Below are 19,139 nucleotides of genomic sequence, written 5' to 3'. Positions count from 1 at the left end.
CGCAGTCGACGGGTTCCAAGGCTCCGTCCGAGCCTGCCGACGCCCTCGCCCCTCGCCCCTGCCGACGGCTACGCCCAGTCGTCCGGCTCCGGTTCGGCGTCCGTGTCCGGCCAGTCGTACGGTTCGGCCTCGGCGGGGCCGGCTGCCGCGGCCGGTCCGGGCTCGGGGGCCGGCGCGGGTGCGGCCGCCGTGCCGGCCGGGCCGCTCAGCGAGGCCAGCACCCCGAGTACGCCTTCCCCGTACGTCGCCAGCTTCTTCTCCCCCACCCCGCTGACCCCGCCCAGCTCCCGCAGCGAGGCCGGCCAGGCGGTGGCGATCTCCCGCAGGGTGGCGTCGTGGAAGATGACATAGGCGGGGACGCCCTGCTCGCGGGCCTGCTCGGCGCGCCACGCTCGAAGCGCCTCGAAGGCGGGCTGCAGCTCCGCGGGCAGCTCGGCCGCGGTGGTCGCGGCCCTGCGCTCGCCTCGGGCGGAGGACGACGACCCCGAGCGCGCGGCGGCCGGCTTCTTCGGCTCCTTGCGCAGCGGCACCTCCCGCTCGCGCCGCAGCACCGACCGGCTCGCCTCGGTGAGCACCAGCGTGCCGTACTCCCCTTCGACGGCTATCAGGCCCTGGGCCAGCAACTGGCGGACGACACCGCGCCATTCGCCCTCGGTCAGCTCCTGGCCGATGCCGAAGACGGACAGCTGGTCGTGGTCGAACTGGATCACCTTGCCGGTGCGCTTGCCGAGCAGGATGTCGACGATCTGGCCGGTACCGAACTTCTGCCCGCGCTCGCGCTGCAGGCGCACCACGGCCGACAGCACCTTCTGTGCGGCGACCGTGCCGTCCCAGGTCTCCGGCGGGGCCAGGCAGGTGTCGCAGTTCCCGCAGCCCGCCGCGGCGGGTTCCTGGCCGAAGTAGGCGAGGAGCTGCCCGCGCCGGCAGCGGGCGGTCTCGCAGAGGGCGAGCATTCCGTCCAGGTGGGAGGCGGCGCGGCGGCGGAACGCCTCGTCGCCCTCGCCGGACTGGATCATCTTGCGCTGCTGGATGACGTCGTTCAGCCCGTAGGCCAGCCAGGCCGTGGAGGGGAGTCCGTCACGACCGGCCCGGCCCGTCTCCTGGTAGTAGCCCTCCACCGACTTGGGCAGGTCGAGATGGGCGACGAAGCGTACGTCGGGCTTGTCGATGCCCATGCCGAAGGCGATGGTCGCCACCACGACCAGGCCGTCCTCCCGCAGGAACCTGGCCTGGTGGGCGGCGCGGGTGCCCGCGTCCAGTCCCGCGTGGTAGGGAACGGCCTCGATGCCGTTGGCGGAGAGGAACTCGGCGATGCGCTCCACCGAGTTCCGCGACAGGCAGTACACGATGCCCGCGTCCCCGGCGTGCTCCTCTCTCAGGAAGCTCAGCAGCTGCTTCTTCGGTTCGGCCTTCGGCACGATGCGGTACTGGATGTTGGGCCGGTCGAAGCTGGCCTCGAAGTGGCGGGCGGCAGGCATGTGCAGCCGCTCGGTGATCTCCCGGTGGGTGGCCCGGGTGGCGGTGGCCGTGAGCGCGATGCGGGGCACGTCCGGCCAGCGCTCCCCCAGCAGGGACAGGGCGAGGTAGTCGGGACGGAAGTCGTGGCCCCACTGGGCGACGCAGTGCGCCTCGTCGATGGCGAACACGGAGATCTTGCCGCGGCCGAGCAGCTCCAGCGTGGAGTCCAGGCGCAGCCGCTCCGGTGCCAGATAGAGCAGGTCCAGTTCGCCGGCCAGGAACTCGGCCTCCACCAGGCGGCGCTCGTCGAAGTCCTGTGTGGAGTTGACGAACCCGGCCCGCACCCCGAGCGCCCGCAGCGCGTCCACCTGGTCCTGCATCAGCGCGATCAGCGGGGAGACCACGATGCCGGTGCCCGGTCTGACCAGGGCGGGGATCTGGTAGCAGAGCGACTTGCCGCCGCCCGTCGGCATGAGGACGACCGCGTCGCCGCCGGCCACGACGTGCTCGATGACCGCTTCCTGCTCGCCGCGGAAGGCGTCGTAGCCGAACACCCGGTGGAGGGTGGCCAGGGCCTCGCTGCCCGCCGCCCGGGCGTCCGCCGCCCCGCCCCGCTCGACCGTCCCGGCCGCCTCTGCCACCTCGGCCGTCGCGGCCCGCTGAGCCGGGTCTTCCGTCCTCCGAGCCGGCTCCGTCTCCGCCACCGTCTCCGCCGTCTCCGCCGTCTCCGCCGTCTCCGCCATCTCGCTGATCCCGCCCGTCGCGCCCATCGCCGTGCCCCCGTACGCCGTCCCTCGGCATCTCGACCACTTGCGTCAACGATAGGCGCCCGCGTCCCCGGGCCGAGGAGTTGTCCACAGACCCGTTCGAGTGAACGTCACTACGCTCCGTGAGGGCCGGTCGGGGCGCCGGCGGGCGTCGGCCGGGCAGGCCGACGCCCGGCGGAAGAGCCGCCCGTCACAGGCGTGGGCCCCGGATCCCGTGCGGGACCCGGGGCCCACGGACAGGGCGTTCCAGGGACGGTTCAGCGCACGAACACCCCGGCCTGACCCGCCAGGTCCAGGAAGTACTGGGGGGCCACACCGAGCACCAGCGTGACCGCCACGCCCACCCCGATCGCCGTCATGGTCAGCGGCGACGGCACGGCGACGGTCGGCCCTTCCGGCTTCGGCTCACTGAAGAACATCAGCACGATCACCCGGATGTAGAAGAACGCGGCGATCGCGGAGGAGATCACACCGATCACCACCAGCGGGGCCGCGCCGCCCTCCGCCGCCGCCTTGAACACGGCGAACTTGCCGGCGAAGCCCGAGGTCAGCGGGATGCCGGCGAAGGCCAGCAGGAACACCGCGAACACCGCCGCCACCAGCGGGGAGCGCCGGCCGAGGCCCGCCCACTTGGACAGGTGCGTCGCCTCGCCGCCCGCGTCCCGCACCAGCGTGACCACCGCGAACGCGCCGATCGTCACGAACGAGTAGGCACCCAGGTAGAACAGCACGGAGGAGACGCCGTCCGGCGTGGTCGCGATGACGCCGGCCAGGATGAACCCGGCGTGCGCGATCGACGAGTACGCCAGCAGGCGTTTGATGTCCGTCTGGGTGATCGCGACGATCGCGCCGCCCAGCATGGTGACGATCGCCACGCCCCACATCACCGGCCGCCAGTCCCAGCGCAGCCCCGGCAGGACGACGTACAGGATCCGCAGCAGGGCACCGAAGGCGGCCACCTTGGTCGCGGCCGCCATGAACCCGGTCACCGGCGTCGGCGCACCCTGGTAGACGTCGGGCGTCCACATGTGGAACGGCACCGCGCCCACCTTGAACAGCAGCCCCGTCACGATCAGCGCGGAACCGACCAGCAGCAGCGCGTCGTTGCCCATGGTGCCGGCCAGGGCGGGCGTGACCTCGGGCACCGAGCCGTCGACGACCTGCGCGATCGTCGCGTACGACATCGAGCCCGAGTAGCCGTACAGCAGGGCGATGCCGAACAGGGTGAACGCGGAGGCGAACGCGCCGAGCAGGAAGTACTTCACGGCGGCTTCCTGCGACATCAGCCGCTTGCGGCGGGCCAGCGCGCACAGCAGGTACAGCGGCAGGGAGAAGACCTCCAGGGCCACGAACAGCGTCAGCAGGTCGTTGGCCGCGGGGAACACCAGCATGCCGGCGACCGCGAACAGCAGCAGCGGGAACACCTCGGTGGTGGTGAACCCGGCCTTGACCGCGGCCCTCTCGCTGTCGCTGCCGGGCACGGAGGCGGCCTGCGCGGCGAAGGAGTCCACCCGGTTGCCGTGCGCCTGCGGGTCCAGCCGGCGTTCGGCGAAGGTGAACAGGCCGACCAGTGCGACCAGCAGGATCGTGCCCTGCAGGAACAGGGCCGGTCCGTCGACCGCGATCGCGCCCATGGCCGCGACCCGCGCCTTGGTGGTGCCGAACCCGTCCGCCGCGAGCGCCACCACCGCGGCGAACGCGGCGGCCAGCGCGACGACGGAGACGAACAGGTGGGCGTGGTAGCGGGACCGGCGCGGTACGAGTGCCTCGACGAGCACCCCGACGACCGCCGCGCCCACGACGATCAGGACGGGGGACAGCTGCCCGTATTCGATCTTCGGCGTATCGATCTTGGAGATCGGGTCGGCCGCGGTTGTCCACAGGTTGTGGACGGCTGGTGTGCTCACTTGGCCGCCTCCACCTCGGGCCGGGGGTCCTGCTTCTGTACGTCGGACATGGTCTGCTTCACCGCCGGGTTGACGACGTCCGTCAACGGCTTCGGATAGACGCCCAGGAAGACCAGCAGCACCACGAGCGGTGCGACCACGACGAGCTCGCGCACCCTGAGATCGGGCATCGCGGCGACCTCGTCCTTCACCGGGCCGGTCATCGTCCGCTGGTAGAGGACGAGGGTGTACAGCGCGGCCAGCACGATGCCGAAGGTGGCGATGACGCCGACCACCGGGTACTCGCTGAACGTGCCGACCAGCACCAGGAACTCACTGACGAACGGCGCCAGCCCCGGCAGCGACAGCGTCGCCAGGCCACCGATCAGGAAGGTGCCCGCCAGGACCGGGGCGACCTTCTGCACACCGCCGTAGTCGGCGATGAGCCGCGAACCGCGCCGCGAGATCAGGAACCCGGCCACCAGCATCAGCGCGGCCGTCGAGATGCCGTGGTTGACCATGTAGAGGGTCGCGCCGGACTGGCCCTGGGTGGTCATCGCGAAGATGCCCATGATGATGAACCCGAAGTGCGAGATCGACGCGTACGCCACCAGCCGCTTGATGTCCCGCTGACCGACCGCGAGCAGCGCCCCGTAGACGATGCTGATCAGGGCGAGCACCAGGACGGCGGGCGTCGCCCACTTCGAGGCCTCCGGGAACAGCCCGAGGCAGAAGCGGAGCATCGCGAACGTGCCCACCTTGTCGACCACCGCGGTGATGAGGACGGCGACCGGTGCGGTGGCCTCCCCCATCGCGTTGGGCAGCCAGGTGTGCAGCGGCCACAGCGGCGCCTTGACCGCGAAGGCGAAGAAGAAGCCCAGGAACAGCCAGCGTTCGGTGCTGGTCGCCATGTCGAGCGACCCGTTGGCGCGCGCCTCGGCGATCTCCGGGAGGGAGAAGTTCCCGGCGACCACGTACAGGCCGATCACCGCGGCCAGCATGATCAGACCGCCGGCCAGGTTGTAGAGGAGGAACTTCACCGCCGCGTACGACCGCTGGGTCGCCGCGGCCTCCTCGCCGTGCTCGTGGGCACGGTCCCCGAAGCCGCCGATGAGGAAGTACATCGGGATCAGCATGGCTTCGAAGAAGATGTAGAAGACGAAGACGTCGGTGGCCTCGAACGAGATGATCACCATGGCCTCGACGGCCAGGATCAGGGCGAAGAAGCCCTGCGTCGGCCGCCACCGCTTGCTGCCGGTCTCCAGCGGGTCGGCGTCGTGCCAGCCCGCGAGGACGATGAACGGGATCAGCAGGGCCGTGAGCGCGATCAGCGCCACCCCGATGCCGTCCACGCCCAGTTCGTAGCGGACCCCGAAGTCCTTGATCCAGGAGTGGGACTCGGTGAGCTGGTAGCGGTCGCCGTCGGGGTCGAAGCGGACCAGGACGGCGACGGCCAGGGCGAGCGTGGCGAGGGAGAACAGCAGCGCCAGCCACTTGGCGGCGGAGCGGCGCGCGGCGGGCACGGCGGCCGTGGCCAGCGCTCCCACCGCGGGAAGCGCCGCCGTCGCTGTCAGCAGGGGAAAGGACATCGGTATCAGACCGCCCTCATCAGCAGGGTCGCGGCGACGATGAGCGCCGCACCGCCGAACATCGAGACCGCGTACGACCGTGCGAAGCCGTTCTGCAGCCTGCGCAGCCGTCCGGAGAGGCCGCCGACCGAGGCAGCCGTGCCGTTGACGACACCGTCGACCAGCGTGTGGTCGACGTAGACCAGGGACCGGGTGAGGTGCTCACCGCCGCGGACCAGGACCACATGGTTGAAGTCGTCCTGGAGCAGGTCGCGGCGGGCGGCCCGGGTGAGCAGCGACCCGCGCGGGGCGACGGCCGGGACCGGCCGCCTGCCGTACTGCGCCCAGGCGACGGCCACGCCGACGACCATGCAGGCCACGGTCGCGCCGGTGATCGCACCCGCGCCGATCGGGGCGTCCCCGTGGTCGTGCCCGGTGACGGGCTCCAGCCAGTGCAGGAAGCGGTCGCCGACGCTGAACAGGGCACCGCCCGCGACCGAGCCGACGGCCAGCAGGATCATCGGGATCGTCATCACCTTGGGCGACTCGTGCGGGTGCGGCTCGTGCCCGTGCTCGTCGGGCTGCCAGCGCTTCTCGCCGAAGAAGGTCATCAGCATCACGCGCGTCATGTAGAACGCGGTGATGGCCGCGCCGAGCAGGGCCACGCCGCCGAGGATCCAGCCCTCGGTGCCGCCCTTCGCGAACGCCGCCTCGATGATCCTGTCCTTGGAGAAGAAGCCGGACAGCCCCGGAAAGCCGATGATGGCGAGGTAGCCGAGGCCGAAGGTGACGAAGGTGACCGGCATGTACGTCCGCAGGGCGCCGTACTTCCTCATGTCGACCTCGTCGTTCATGCCGTGCATGACCGAGCCCGCGCCGAGGAACAGCCCGGCCTTGAAGAAGCCGTGCGTCACCAGGTGCATGATCGCGAAGACGTAGCCGATGGGGCCGAGGCCCGCGGCCAGCACCATGTAGCCGATCTGCGACATGGTGGAGCCGGCCAGCGCCTTCTTGATGTCGTCCTTCGCGCAACCGACGATCGCACCGAACAGCAGCGTGACCGCGCCGACGGTCACGACGACCAGCTGTGCGTCGGGCGCCGCGTTGAAGACCGTCGCGGAGCGGACGATCAGGTAGACGCCCGCGGTCACCATCGTCGCCGCGTGGATCAGGGCCGAGACGGGGGTCGGGCCCTCCATCGCGTCGCCGAGCCAGGACTGCAGCGGCACCTGGGCCGACTTGCCGCAGGCGGCCAGCAGCAGCATCAGGGCGATGGCCGTCAGGCGTCCCTCGCTGGTGTCGGCGACCAGTCCGGGCTCCTCCGGGGTGCCGAGCACGGGACCGAACGCGAAGGTGCCGAACGTCGTGAACATCAGCATGATCGCGATCGACAGGCCCATGTCGCCGACCCGGTTGACCAGGAAGGCCTTCTTCGCGGCGGTGGCGGCGCTGGGCTTGTGCTGCCAGAAGCCGATCAGCAGGTAGGAGGCGAGACCGACGCCCTCCCAGCCGACGTACAGCAGGAGGTAGTTGTCGGCGAGGACGAGCAGCAGCATCGCCGCGAGGAAGAGGTTCAGGTAGCCGAAGAAGCGGCGGCGCCGCTCGTCGTGCTCCATGTACCCGACGGAGTAGAGGTGGATCAGCGAGCCGACGCCCGTGATCAGCAGGACGAACGTCATCGACAGCTGGTCCAGCTGGAAGGCGACCTCGGCCTGGAAGTCGCCGACCGAGATCCAGCTGAACAGGTGCTGTGTGAGGGTGCGGTCCTCCGCCTGCCTGCCCAGCAGGTCGGTGAACAGCACGGCGCCGAACACGAAGGAGACGGCCGCCAGCACCGTGCCGATCCAGTGGCCGACGGCGTCCAGCCGCCGTCCGCCGCACAGCAGCACGGCGGCTCCGAGCAGAGGCGCCGCGATGAGCAGCGCAATCAGGTTCTCCACGATTCAGCGACCCCTTACAGCTTCATCAGGCTGGCGTCGTCGACCGAGGCCGAGTGGCGGGAACGGAACAGCGACACGATGATCGCGAGCCCGACCACGACCTCCGCGGCGGCGACGACCATCGTGAAGAAGGCGATGATCTGTCCGTCGAGGTTGCCGTGCATGCGGGAGAAGGCGACGAACGCGAGGTTGCAGGCGTTCAGCATCAGCTCGATGCACATGAACAGCACGATCGCGTTCCGCCGGATCAGAACGCCGGTGGCGCCGATCGTGAACAGCAGCGCCGCCAGGTACAGGTAGTTGACCGGGTTCACTTCGACGCCTCCTCGGCCCGCTTGAAGTGGGGCGGTTCGACCTCGGTGCGCTCCAGGCGCTCCTCGGCCCGCCGTTCGACGGCCCTGAGGTCGTTCATCGCCTGCGCCGAGACGTCCCGGACCTGGCCGCGCTCGCGCAGGGTGCTGCTGACCGTCAGGTCCGACGGGGTGCCGTCCGGGAGCAGGCCCGCGATGTCCACGGCGTTGTGCCGCGCGTACACCCCGGGCGCCGGCAGCGGCGGCAGGTGTTTGCCCTCGCGGACCCGCTGCTCGGCCAGCTCGCGCTGGGTCCTGGCCCGCTCGGTGCGCTCGCGGTGGGTGAGCACCATCGCACCGACGGCGGCCGTGATCAGCAGGGCACCGGTGATCTCGAAGGCGAAGACGTACCGGGTGAAGATGAGGGCCGCCAGGCCCTGCACGTTGCCGCCCGCGTTGGCCGTGGCGAGGCCGTCGAACTCCGTCAGCGCGGCGTTGGCGATCCCGGCGACCAGCAGGATGCCGAAGCCGAGACCGCACAGCGCGGCCAGCCAGCGCTGGCCCTTGATGGTCTCCTTCAGCGAGTCCGCCGCGGTGACACCGACCAGCATCACCACGAACAGGAACAGCATCATGATGGCGCCGGTGTACACGATGATCTGCACGACACCGAGGAAGTAGGCCCCGTTGGCCAGGTAGAACACCGCGAGGACGATCATGGTGCCGGCCAGGCAGAGCGCGCTGTGCACGGCCCTGCGCAGGAAGACGGTGCACAGGGCTCCGAGCACCGCGACCGTGCCGAGGACCCAGAACTGCACGGCCTCCCCGGTGGACGTGGTGTAGGCGGCGAGCTGGGCGCTCATGCGTCCACCTCCTCGGCCGTGCCGTCCACCGGCGAGGCCTCCGACTGGGAGACGGCCGCCTGGCGCTCGGTGCCCGGCGCGGCCTCCGTCACCAGACCCCGGTAGTAGTCCTGCTCGTCCATGCCCGGGTAGATGGCGTGCGGCGTGTCCACCATGCCCTCGTCCAGGCCGGCGAGCAGCTGCTCCTTGGTGTAGATGAGGTTGGCCCGGCTGGAGTCGGCCAGCTCGAACTCGTTGGTCATCGTCAGCGCGCGCGTGGGGCACGCCTCGATGCACAGGCCGCACAGGATGCAGCGGGCGTAGTTGATCTGGTAGACGCGGCCGTACCGCTCGCCCGGGGAGTAGCGCTCCTCGTCGGTGTTGTCGGCGCCCTCCACGTAGATCGCGTCGGCCGGGCAGGCCCATGCGCACAGTTCGCACCCGACGCACTTCTCCAGGCCGTCCGGATGGCGGTTGAGCTGGTGCCGTCCGTGGAAACGCGGAGCGGTGGTCTTGCGCTGCTCCGGGTACTGCTCGGTCAGCCGCTTCCTGAACATGGCCCTGAAGGTCACGCCGAAGCCGGCCACGGGGTTCTGGAAACCGGGGCTCGACTGCTCGGTCTCCTTGGGCTCCTCAGCCATCGGACGCCTCCTTTCCATCCAGAGATCCGTCACTGGCAGTATCCGGTCCACCACTGACAATCAACTCGCGCTCCCGGCGCGGACGCCTGCGCGGCACCGCCGGCAGCTCCTGTCCCGGCAGCGGCGGCACGGGGAACCCGCCCGCCATCGGGTCGAACGGGGGGCGCTCCGCGCCCGCCGCCTCGCCCCGCCGCTCCCCGCCGCGGAAGAAGTCCACGACGAACGAGAGCAGCAGCAGGGCGAGTACACCGCCGCCCACGTACAGGGCGATGTCGGCGAAGTCGTAGTTCTCGTTGCGCAGGGCCCGCACGGTCGCCACCAGCATCAGCCACACCAGGGAGACCGGGATGAGCACCTTCCAGCCCAGCTTCATCAGCTGGTCGTAGCGCACCCGCGGGAGCGTGCCGCGCAGCCAGATGAAGAAGAACAGCACCAGCTGCACCTTGACGGTGAACCAGAGCAGCGGCCACCAGCCGTGGTTGGCGCCCTCCCAGAAGGTGCTCACCGGCCACGGGGCCCGCCAGCCGCCCAGGAACAGCGTCACCGACACCGCCGAGACGGTCACCATGTTGACGTACTCGGCGAGCATGAACATCGCGAACTTGATCGACGAGTACTCGGTGTTGAAGCCGCCGACCAGGTCGCCCTCGGACTCCGGCATGTCGAACGGGGCGCGGTTGGTCTCGCCGACCATCGTGACGACGTAGATGATGAACGACACCGGCAGCAGCAGGATGTACCAGCGGTCGGTCTGCTGCTCGACGATCGCCGACGTCGACATCGACCCCGAGTAGAGGAACACCGAGGCGAACGCGGCGCCCATCGCGATCTCGTAGGAGATCATCTGCGCGCAGCTGCGCAGACCGCCCAGCAGCGGGTACGTCGACCCCGAGCTCCAGCCCGCCAGCACGATGCCGTAGATGCCGACCGAGGCGACCGCGAGGATGAACAGCATCGCGATCGGCAGGTCGGTCAGCTGCATCGTGGTGCGCGTGCCGAAGACCGACACCTCGTTCCCGGCCGGGCCGAAGGGGATCACCGCGATCGCCATGAAGGCCGGGATGGCCGCCACCACCGGCGCCAGGACGTACACGACCTTGTCCGCGCGCTTGACGACGACGTCTTCCTTCAGCATCAGCTTGATGCCGTCGGCGAGCGACTGGAGCATGCCCCACGGGCCGTGCCGGTTGGGGCCGATGCGCAGCTGCATCCAGGCGACGACCTTGCGCTCCCAGACGATGGAGAACAGCACGGTCACCATCAGGAAGGCGAAGCAGAACACGGCCTTGACCGCGACCAGCCACCACGGGTCGCGGCCGAACAGCGAGAGGTCTTCAGCGGCGAGGAACAGGCTCATGCCTCCACCTCCTCGGGGGCGTCGCCGGCCGAGACCGCCGGGCCGATACGGACGAGGGAGCCGGGCCGTGCTCCGGCGTCGGAGGCGACTCCCCGGCCGGTGGAGTGCAGCGGAAGCCAGACCACCCGGTCGGGCATCTCGGTCACCTCCAGGGGCAGTTCTACGGTGCCGGCGGGCCCGGTCACGGCCAGCAGCCCGCCGTCCGGGACACCCGCCTCGACGGCCGTGGCCGCCGAGACACGCGCGCGTGCCGCGTGCCGGGTGCCGGCCAGTGCCTCGTCACCCTGCTGCAGCACGCCCTGGTCCAGCAGCAGCCGGTGTCCGGCGAGCACCGCCTCCCCGGCCGCGGGCCGCGGCGTCACGCCCGCGGGCTCCACCGGGTCGTCGGCCCGCGGGCCGTCCCACGCGCCCAGCCGGTCCAGCTCGGCGCGCGCGGTCCGCAGGTCCGGCAGGCCCAGGTGCACGTCCATGGCGTCGGCCAGCATCTGCAGCACCCGGGCGTCGGGGGGCGCCGGGCGACGGGTCATCTGGTCCGGCTTGAGCGCGGCCTCGAAGAACCTCACCCGGCCCTCCCAGTTGAGGAAGGTGCCGGCCTTCTCGGCGACCGCCGCGACCGGCAGCACCACGTCCGCGTACTCGGTGACCTCGCTGGGCCGCAGCTCCAGCGACACCACGAAGCCGGCCTCGTCGAGCGCCGCACGTGCGCGGGCGGGGTCGGGCAGGTCGGCGACCTCGACGCCCGCCACCAGCAGCGCCCGCAGCTCGCCGGAGGCCGCGGCCTCGACGATCTGCCCGGTGTCGCGGCCGTAGCGGTGCGGCAGGTCGGCGACGCCCCAGGCGGCGGCGACCTCCTCCCGGGCGCGCGGGTCGGTGGCCGGGCGCCCGCCGGGCAGCAGGGACGGCAGCGCGCCCGCCTCGACGGCACCGCGCTCACCGGCCCGGCGCGGGATCCACGCCAGCCGCGCCCCGGTCGCCGCGGCGGCCCGTACGGCGGCGGTGAGCCCGCCCGCGACGGCGGCCAGCCGCTCACCGACGACGATCACGGCGCCGTCGGTGCGCAGGGCCTCGGCGCAGCGGCCGCCGGGCTCCTCCAGGCCGACGCCGCTCGCGAGGGCGTCCAGCCACTCGGTCTCGGTGCCGGGGGCGGCCGGCAGCAGCGTGCCGCCCGCCTTCTGGAGGCCGCGCGTGGCGTGCGTGGCCAGCGCGTACACCTGCTGGCCGTGCCCGCGCCAGGCCTTGCGCAGCCGCAGGAAGACGCCGGGCGCCTCCTCCTCGGCCTCGATACCGGCCAGCAGCACGGCCGGCGCCTTCTCCAGCGCCGTGTACGTCACTCCGGTGCCGTCGAGGTCGCGGCCGCGTCCGGCGACCCGGGCGGCGAGGAAGTCGGCCTCCTCGCTGCTGTGCACGCGCGCGCGGAAGTCGACGTCGTTGGTGTCGAGGGCCACGCGCGCGAACTTGCTGTAGGCGTAGGCGTCCTCGACGGTCAGCCGGCCGCCCGCCAGCACACCGGTGCGGCCGCGCGCGGCCCGCAGGCCGTCGGCCGCGGTCTGCAGCGCCTCGGGCCACGACGCCGGGACGAGCGCGCCCTGGGCGTTCCGCACCAGCGGGGTGTCGATGCGGTCGCGCTGCTGCGCGTAGCGGAACGCGAAGCGCCCCTTGTCGCAGATCCACTCCTCGTTGACCTCGGGGTCCGCGGCCGCCAGGCGTCGCATGACCTTGCCGCGCCGGTGGTCGGTGCGGGTGGCACAGCCGCCGGAGCAGTGCTCGCACACGCTCGGGGAGGACACCAGGTCGAAGGGGCGGGAGCGGAACCGGTACGCCGCGGAGGTGAGCGCGCCGACCGGGCAGATCTGGATGGTGTTGCCGGAGAAGTACGACTGGAAGGGGTCGCCCTCGCCGGTACCGACCTGCTGCAGTGCGCCCCGCTCGACGAGCTCGATCATCGGGTCGCCGGCGATCTGGTTCGAGAAGCGGGTGCAGCGCGCGCACAGCACGCAGCGCTCCCGGTCCAGCAGCACCTGGGTGGAGATCGGCACCGGCTTCTCGTAGGTGCGCTTGCGGCCCTCGAACCGGGAGTCGGCCTGGCCGTGCGACATGGCCTGGTTCTGCAGCGGGCACTCGCCGCCCTTGTCGCAGACCGGGCAGTCGAGCGGGTGGTTGATGAGCAGGAGCTCCATCACGCCCCGCTGCGCCTTCTCGGCGACCGGCGAGGTCAGGTGGGTCTTGACGACCATCCCGTCGGTGCAGGTGATGGTGCAGGACGCCATCGGTTTGCGCTGGCCCTCGACCTCGACGATGCACTGGCGGCAGGCGCCCGCCGGGTCGAGCAGGGGGTGGTCGCAGAAGCGGGGGATCTCGATGCCGAGTTGCTCGGCGGCCCGGATGACCAGGGTGCCCTTGGGCACGCTGATCTCGGCGCCGTCGATGGTCAGCGACACGAGATCCTCCGGCGGGACGGCCGCGTCGCCGCCTGAGGAGGGAGCGCTCGTGGTCACCGTCATGCGTTCACCTCCAGGTGCTGGTCGGCCCAGGCCGTCGACTTCGCCGGGTCGAAGGGGCAGCCGCGGCCCGTGATGTGCTGCTCGTACTCGTCGCGGAAGTACTGCAGCGAGGAGAAGATCGGCGAGGCGGCGCCGTCACCGAGGGCGCAGAACGACTTGCCGTTGATGTTGTCGGCGATGTCGTTCAGCTTGTCGAGGTCGCTCATGACGCCCTTGCCCGCCTCGATGTCGCGCAGCAGCTGGACGAGCCAGTACGTGCCCTCGCGGCAGGGGGTGCACTTGCCGCAGGACTCGTGGGCGTAGAACTCGGTCCAGCGGGTCACCGCCCGCACCACGCAGGTCGTCTCGTCGAAGCACTGCAGGGCCTTGGTGCCGAGCATGGAGCCCGCGGCGCCGACGCCCTCGTAGTCGAGGGGGACGTCGAGGTGCTCGTCGGTGAGCAGCGGCGTCGAGGAGCCGCCGGGCGTCCAGAACTTCAGCCGGTGCCCGGGCCGCATGCCGCCGCTCATCTCCAGCAGCTGGCGCAGGGTGATGCCGAGCGGGGCCTCGTACTGTCCGGGGCCGGCGACGTGGCCGCTGAGCGAGTAGAGAGTGAAGCCGGGGGACTTCTCGCTGCCCATCGACCTGAACCAGTCCTTGCCGTTCTTCATGATGGCGGGAACCGACGCGATGGACTCGACGTTGTTCACCACAGTCGGGCAGGCGTAGAGACCTGCCACAGCCGGAAAGGGGGGACGCAGCCGCGGCTGTCCACGGCGGCCTTCGAGGGAGTCCAGCAGCGCTGTCTCCTCGCCGCAGATGTACGCGCCCGCCCCCGCGTGCACGGTGAGGTCCAGGTCGAGTCCGCTGCCGAGGACGTTCTCGCCGAGGTATCCCGCCTCGTAGGCCTCGCGCACGGCCTCGTGCAGCCGCCGCAGAACGGGGACGACCTCACCCCGGAGATAGATGAAGGCGTGGGACGACCTGATGGCGTAGCACGCGATGACGATGCCCTCGATGAGGCTGTGCGGGTTCGCGAAGAGGAGCGGGATGTCCTTGCAGGTGCCGGGCTCCGACTCGTCGGCGTTGACAACAAGATAGTGCGGCTTTCCGTCGCCCTGCGGAATGAACTGCCATTTCATCCCGGTCGGGAATCCGGCGCCGCCGCGTCCGCGCAGTCCGGATTCCTTGACGTAGGCGATCACGTCGTCCGGCGTCATGGCGAGCGCCTTGCGCAGCCCCTCGTATCCGTCGTGGCGCCGGTAGACGTCCAGCGTCCAGGAGCGCTCCTCGTCCCAGAAGGCCGACAGCACGGGTGCCAGCAGCTTCTCGGGGCCGGTGTCTTTCAGCTCGGGTGCCAAGGTCATCACTCCCCCTCCTCGGCGGTCGGCCCGGCCGGGTGCGCGGGGTCGGACGCCGACGTGTCCTGCGGCGCGTCGTGCGGGCTGAGGTGCTCGGCGGACGACGGCTGGTGCGCCGTCCGGTCCTGCGGAGGTTCCTGGGGTGGTTCCTGGGGTCCGCCGTCGCGCGGGTGGACGACCCGCGCGGGTGCGGTCTCGCCCTTGGCCAGGCGCAGGCCGGTCAGTGACGCGGGGCCCGCGCTGCCGCCGCCCTCGACGGCCCCGGGCCGCTCGTCGGGGAAGCCGGCCAGGATCCGGGCGGTCTCCTTGAAGGTGCACAGCGGCGCCCCGCGCGTGGGGGAGGCCGTCCGGCCGGTGCGCAGGTCGTCCACCAGCCGCTTGGCGCTCTCCACGGTCTGGTTGTCGAAGAACTCCCAGTTGACCATCACGACCGGGGCGAAGTCGCAGGCCGCGTTGCACTCGATGTGCTCCAGGGTGACCTTGCCGTCCTCGGTGGTCCCGCCGTTGCCGACACCCAGGTGCTCCTGGAGGGCCTCGAAGATGGCGTCGCCGCCCATCACCGCGCACAGGGTGTTGGTGCACACGCCCACCTGGTAGTCGCCGGAGGGGCCGCGCCGGTACATGGTGTAGAAGGTGGCGACCGCGGTGACCTCGGCCGTGGTCAGGCCGAGCAGGTCCGCGCAGAACGCCATGCCGGTGCGCGTGACGTGCCCCTCCTCGGACTGCACGAGGTGGAGCAGCGGCAGGAGGGCGGAGCGCGAGTCCGGGTAGCGGGCGACGACCTCGCGCGCGTCGCGTTCGAGCCGTTCCCGGACGTCGTCCGGGTAGCCGGGCGCGGGCAGCTCGGGCATGCCCAGGCTGACGCCCCGCTCGGAGGATGAGGTGGTCACCGGTCGACGCCTCCCATCACGGGGTCGATGGATGCGACGGCGACGATGACGTCGGCGACCTGGCCGCCCTCGCACATCGCCGCCATGGCCTGCAGGTTGGTGAAGGACGGGTCGCGGAAGTGGACCCGGTAGGGGCGGGTGCCGCCGTCGGACACGGCGTGCACCCCGAGTTCGCCCTTGGGTGATTCGACGGCCGCGTACGCCTGTCCCGGCGGCACCCGGAAGCCCTCGGTGACCAGCTTGAAGTGGTGGATCAGGGCCTCCATGGAGGTGCCCATGATCTTCTTGATGTGGTCGAGGGAGTTGCCGAGCCCGTCGGGGCCGAGCGCGAGCTGTGCGGGCCAGGCGATCTTCTTGTCGGCGACCATGACCGGCCCGGGCTGGAGCCGGTCCAGGCACTGCTCGACGATCCTGAGCGACTGGCGCATCTCCTCCAGGCGGATCAGGAAGCGGCCGTAGGCGTCGCAGGTGTCGGTGGTCGGGACGTCGAAGTCGTACGTCTCGTAGCCGCAGTAGGGCTGTGTCTTGCGCAGGTCGTGCGGCAGGCCGGTGGAGCGCAGGATCGGGCCGGTGGCGCCGAGGGCCATGCAGCCGGCCAGGTCGAGGTAGCCGATGTCCTGCATCCGGGCCTTGAAGATGGGGTTCCCGGTGGCGAGCTTGTCGTACTCCGGGAGGTTCTTCTTCATCTTCTTCACGAACTCGCGGATCTGGTCCACCGCGCCGGGCGGGAGGTCCTGGGCGAGTCCGCCGGGGCGGATGTAGGCGTGGTTCATCCGCAGGCCCGTGATGAGCTCGTAGATGTCGAGGATCATCTCGCGGTCGCGGAAGCCGTAGATCATGACGGTGGTGGCGCCGAGCTCCATGCCGCCGGTGGCGATGCACACCAGGTGGGAGCTCAGACGGTTCAGCTCCATCAGGAGGACCCGGATGATGGTGGCTCGCTCGGTGATCTCGTCCTCGATGCCGAGCAGCTTCTCGACGGCCAGGCAGTACGCGGTCTCGTTGAAGAAGGACGTCAGGTAGTCCATGCGCGTGACGAAGGTGGTGCCCTGCGTCCACGTGCGGTACTCGAGGTTCTTCTCGATGCCGGTGTGCAGGTAGCCGATGCCGCAGCGGGCCTCGGTGACCGTCTCGCCGTCGATCTCCAGGATCAGCCGCAGCACCCCGTGCGTGGAGGGGTGCTGGGGACCCATGTTGACGACGATGCGCTCGTCGTCGGCGCGGGCCGCGGACTGGACGACCTCGTCCCAGTCGCCACCGGTGACCGTGTAGACGGTGCCTTCGGTGGTCTCGCGCGGAGTTGCGTGCTGCGTGCTCATGAGTACGACCTCCGCTGGTCCGGAGCCGGGATCTGGGCGCCCTTGTACTCGACGGGGATGCCGCCGAGGGGGTAGTCCTTGCGCTGCGGGTGGCCCTGCCAGTCGTCGGGCATCATGATCCGGGTCAGGGCCGGGTGCCCCTCGAAGACGATTCCGAAGAAGTCGTACGTCTCCCGCTCGTGCCAGTCGTTCGTCGGATAGACGGGGACGAGGGAGGGGATGCGCGGGTCGCTGTCGGGGGCGCTGACCTCCAGGCGGATCAGCCGGTTGTGGGTGATCGAGCGCAGGTGGTAGACGGCGTGCAGTTCGCGGCCCTTGTCGTTCGGGTAGTGCACCGCGCTGACCCCGGTGCACAGTTCGAAGCGCAGCGCGGGGTCGTCGCGCAGGGTGCGGGCCACCTGGGGCAGGTGCTCGCGCTCGATGTGGAAGGTGAGTTCGTCGCGGTCGACGACCGTCTTCTCGATGACGTTGCCGGGGAGGAGGTCCTGCTCCTCCAGGGCGCCCTCGAGTTCGTCGGCGACCTCGTCGAACCAGCCGCCGTAGGGCCGGCCGGCCGGCCCCGGGAGCCGCACCGAGCGGACCAGGCCGCCGTAGCCGGAGGTGTCACCACCGCCCGCGGCGCCGAACATGCCGCGCTGCACGCGGATCTCCTCGCCGCCCTGGCCGCGCTGGCCGGGAAGGTTGGAGGAGGAGAGGTCCTTCTCGGGGTTGACCTCTCCGGCGCCCTGGGCCTCTCCGGCGCCGCCGGGACCGTTCTCGCCCTTGCCGTTCGCGTCGCTCACCGCAGCAGCCCCTTCATCTCGATCGTCGGCAGGGCCTTGAGCGCCGCTTCCTCCGCCTCCCGGGCCGCTTCCTCGGCGTTCACGCCGAGCTTGGAGCTCTGGATCTTCTGGTGCAGCTTGAGGATGGCGTCCATCAGCATCTCCGGCCGGGGCGGGCAGCCGGGCAGATAGATGTCGACCGGCACGACGTGGTCGACGCCCTGGACGATGGCGTAGTTGTTGAACATGCCGCCCGAGGAGGCGCAGACCCCCATGGAGATCACCCACTTGGGATTCGGCATCTGGTCGTAGACCTGCCTGAGCACCGGCGCCATCTTCTGGCTCACCCGGCCGGCGACGATCATCAGGTCGGCCTGACGCGGCGATCCGCGGAAGACCTCCATGCCGAACCGGGCCAGGTCGTACCGTCCGGCACCGGTGGTCATCATCTCGATGGCGCAGCAGGCGAGGCCGAACGTGGCCGGGAAGACGGACGACTTGCGCACCCAGCCCGCGGCCTGCTCCACGGTGGTCAGCAGGAAGCCGCTCGGCAGCTTTTCTTCGAGTCCCATGTCCTAAGGCCCCTCAGTCCCATTCCAGGCCGCCGCGCCGCCACACATACGCGTAGGCCACGAAGACGGTGAGCACGAAGAGCAGCATCTCCACGAGCCCGAACACACCCAGGGCGTCGAACGTGACGGCCCACGGGTAGAGGAAGACGATCTCGATGTCGAAGACGATGAAGAGCATCGCCGTCAGGTAGTACTTGATGGGGAAGCGCCCGCCGCCGGCCGGCGTGGGGGTCGGCTCGATGCCGCACTCATAGGCTTCGAGCTTGGCGCGGTTGTACCGCTTCGGACCGATCAGCGTGGCCATGACCACGGAGAAGATCGCAAAGCCTGCCCCGAGGGCTCCCAGTACGAGGATGGGCGCATACGCGTTCACCGCTCCTCGCTCCTCTCAGTCGGCATTGACTGCTGGCGGGTTGCATTGAGCTCACATCCGTCTCACCGGCCCCTCGCGCCCCGCCCGTCCCGGACGAAGATCGAGAACATGTGAAGCAGGTCACAAGCCCAACTGCCTCGCATCTTATGCCCGGGGCTCTGTGATCTGCGACACGGGGTATTCCACAAGCTTTGTGATCTCCACCACCTGACGAAGGATCATGAAGTCGGATGAGCGGTGATCTTCGCACTCGAAGCGTCCGAGTGATCACCAGAGGTGACATTTTCGCTCATCGGACCAGCTCAGAGGGGTCGTCTCCATATCAAGAGACTTCCACTGCATGCAAATTGGTGTTGCCGCGCTCCCCTTGGTAGGGAGCCGCGTTCACACATCAGAGGGAGGTCCGGGGCGGGGTGTGGACGTGTGCACGCGTTCACGAGCACCACACCCCCGCCACGCGGAGCCGGACACGAGGGCGCCCCGGCGCGGAATCGACACACGAGGAGGAGCAGGGAGGGAAGGGAAGGAGGGGCGGGAGCAGGGGGAGGGAGGGGCGGGAGAGGGGCCGGAGGAGGAAGAGAGGCGGGAGAAGAGCAGGGGGGAAGGGGGGAAGGGGGGAAGAGCAGAGAGAGGC

The 19,139-nt window shown here is 70.5% G+C and carries 15 protein-coding genes; all 15 read right to left on the bottom strand.

All coding sequences use genetic code 11. The features are described from left to right. Window positions 1-68: 68 nt before the first annotated feature. The 15 genes from recQ to AC5K6T_RS00430 all read right to left on the bottom strand — a co-directional run bounded on the left by recQ (window position 69) and on the right by AC5K6T_RS00430 (window position 18,505). Window positions 69-2,228, bottom strand: coding sequence for a DNA helicase RecQ (gene recQ / locus AC5K6T_RS00500; protein ID WP_493204751.1), 2,160 nt, complete (start codon window positions 2,226-2,228; stop codon window positions 69-71). Window positions 2,229-2,482: 254 nt separating this feature from the next. Then, window positions 2,483-4,132, bottom strand: a complete 1,650-nt coding sequence (gene nuoN, locus AC5K6T_RS00495; RefSeq protein ID WP_493204750.1) for an NADH-quinone oxidoreductase subunit NuoN — start codon at window positions 4,130-4,132, stop codon at window positions 2,483-2,485. Then, window positions 4,129-5,700, bottom strand: a complete 1,572-nt coding sequence (locus tag AC5K6T_RS00490; protein WP_493204749.1) for an NADH-quinone oxidoreductase subunit M — start codon at window positions 5,698-5,700, stop codon at window positions 4,129-4,131. Before AC5K6T_RS00490 ends, nuoN begins: the two co-directional genes overlap by 4 nt. A gap of 5 nt (window positions 5,701-5,705) precedes the next feature. Continuing rightward, complete coding sequence (nuoL, locus tag AC5K6T_RS00485; protein WP_493204748.1) at window positions 5,706-7,619, bottom strand: NADH-quinone oxidoreductase subunit L; 1,914 nt, start codon at window positions 7,617-7,619, stop codon at window positions 5,706-5,708. Between the two features lie 14 nt (window positions 7,620-7,633). Beyond that, a complete protein-coding gene (gene nuoK / locus AC5K6T_RS00480) occupies window positions 7,634-7,933 on the bottom strand; it encodes an NADH-quinone oxidoreductase subunit NuoK (protein WP_053760538.1) in 300 nt (99 codons plus the stop codon). Continuing rightward, a complete protein-coding gene (locus AC5K6T_RS00475) occupies window positions 7,930-8,772 on the bottom strand; it encodes an NADH-quinone oxidoreductase subunit J (protein WP_493204747.1) in 843 nt (280 codons plus the stop codon). The genes nuoK and AC5K6T_RS00475 overlap by 4 nt, the downstream gene beginning before the upstream one ends. Continuing rightward, entirely contained in the window at window positions 8,769-9,392 is a 624-nt protein-coding gene (gene nuoI / locus AC5K6T_RS00470; RefSeq protein ID WP_493204746.1) for an NADH-quinone oxidoreductase subunit NuoI, read from the bottom strand. Before nuoI ends, AC5K6T_RS00475 begins: the two co-directional genes overlap by 4 nt. Further along, window positions 9,385-10,749 carry an NADH-quinone oxidoreductase subunit NuoH gene (nuoH, locus tag AC5K6T_RS00465; protein WP_493204745.1) on the bottom strand — a complete coding sequence of 455 codons (1,365 nt, stop codon included), beginning with the start codon at window positions 10,747-10,749 and terminating at the stop codon, window positions 9,385-9,387. The genes nuoI and nuoH overlap by 8 nt, the downstream gene beginning before the upstream one ends. Further along, the gene (locus tag AC5K6T_RS00460) at window positions 10,746-13,250 is read right to left on the bottom strand and encodes an NADH-quinone oxidoreductase subunit G (protein WP_493204744.1); all 2,505 of its coding nucleotides are present in this window, start codon (window positions 13,248-13,250) and stop codon (window positions 10,746-10,748) included. Before AC5K6T_RS00460 ends, nuoH begins: the two co-directional genes overlap by 4 nt. Further along, complete coding sequence (gene nuoF / locus AC5K6T_RS00455; RefSeq protein WP_493204743.1) at window positions 13,247-14,596, bottom strand: NADH-quinone oxidoreductase subunit NuoF; 1,350 nt, start codon at window positions 14,594-14,596, stop codon at window positions 13,247-13,249. The genes AC5K6T_RS00460 and nuoF overlap by 4 nt, the downstream gene beginning before the upstream one ends. Continuing rightward, complete coding sequence (nuoE, locus tag AC5K6T_RS00450) at window positions 14,596-15,480, bottom strand: NADH-quinone oxidoreductase subunit NuoE (protein ID WP_493204742.1); 885 nt, start codon at window positions 15,478-15,480, stop codon at window positions 14,596-14,598. The genes nuoF and nuoE overlap by 1 nt, the downstream gene beginning before the upstream one ends. Then, window positions 15,477-16,799, bottom strand: coding sequence for an NADH-quinone oxidoreductase subunit D (locus AC5K6T_RS00445; RefSeq protein WP_493204741.1), 1,323 nt, complete (start codon window positions 16,797-16,799; stop codon window positions 15,477-15,479). Before AC5K6T_RS00445 ends, nuoE begins: the two co-directional genes overlap by 4 nt. Next, window positions 16,796-17,581, bottom strand: coding sequence for an NADH-quinone oxidoreductase subunit C (locus AC5K6T_RS00440; RefSeq protein ID WP_493204740.1), 786 nt, complete (start codon window positions 17,579-17,581; stop codon window positions 16,796-16,798). The genes AC5K6T_RS00445 and AC5K6T_RS00440 overlap by 4 nt, the downstream gene beginning before the upstream one ends. Beyond that, window positions 17,578-18,132, bottom strand: coding sequence for a NuoB/complex I 20 kDa subunit family protein (locus AC5K6T_RS00435; protein WP_006133126.1), 555 nt, complete (start codon window positions 18,130-18,132; stop codon window positions 17,578-17,580). Before AC5K6T_RS00435 ends, AC5K6T_RS00440 begins: the two co-directional genes overlap by 4 nt. Window positions 18,133-18,145: 13 nt before the next feature. Continuing rightward, the gene (locus tag AC5K6T_RS00430; protein ID WP_007383963.1) at window positions 18,146-18,505 is read right to left on the bottom strand and encodes an NADH-quinone oxidoreductase subunit A; all 360 of its coding nucleotides are present in this window, start codon (window positions 18,503-18,505) and stop codon (window positions 18,146-18,148) included. Window positions 18,506-19,139: the final 634 nt, after the last annotated feature.

The organism is Streptomyces sp. B8-7 (assembly GCF_058833805.1).
Note: the sequence above shows the minus strand (reverse complement) of the source record. Positions and strands in the feature narration are given on the sequence as shown.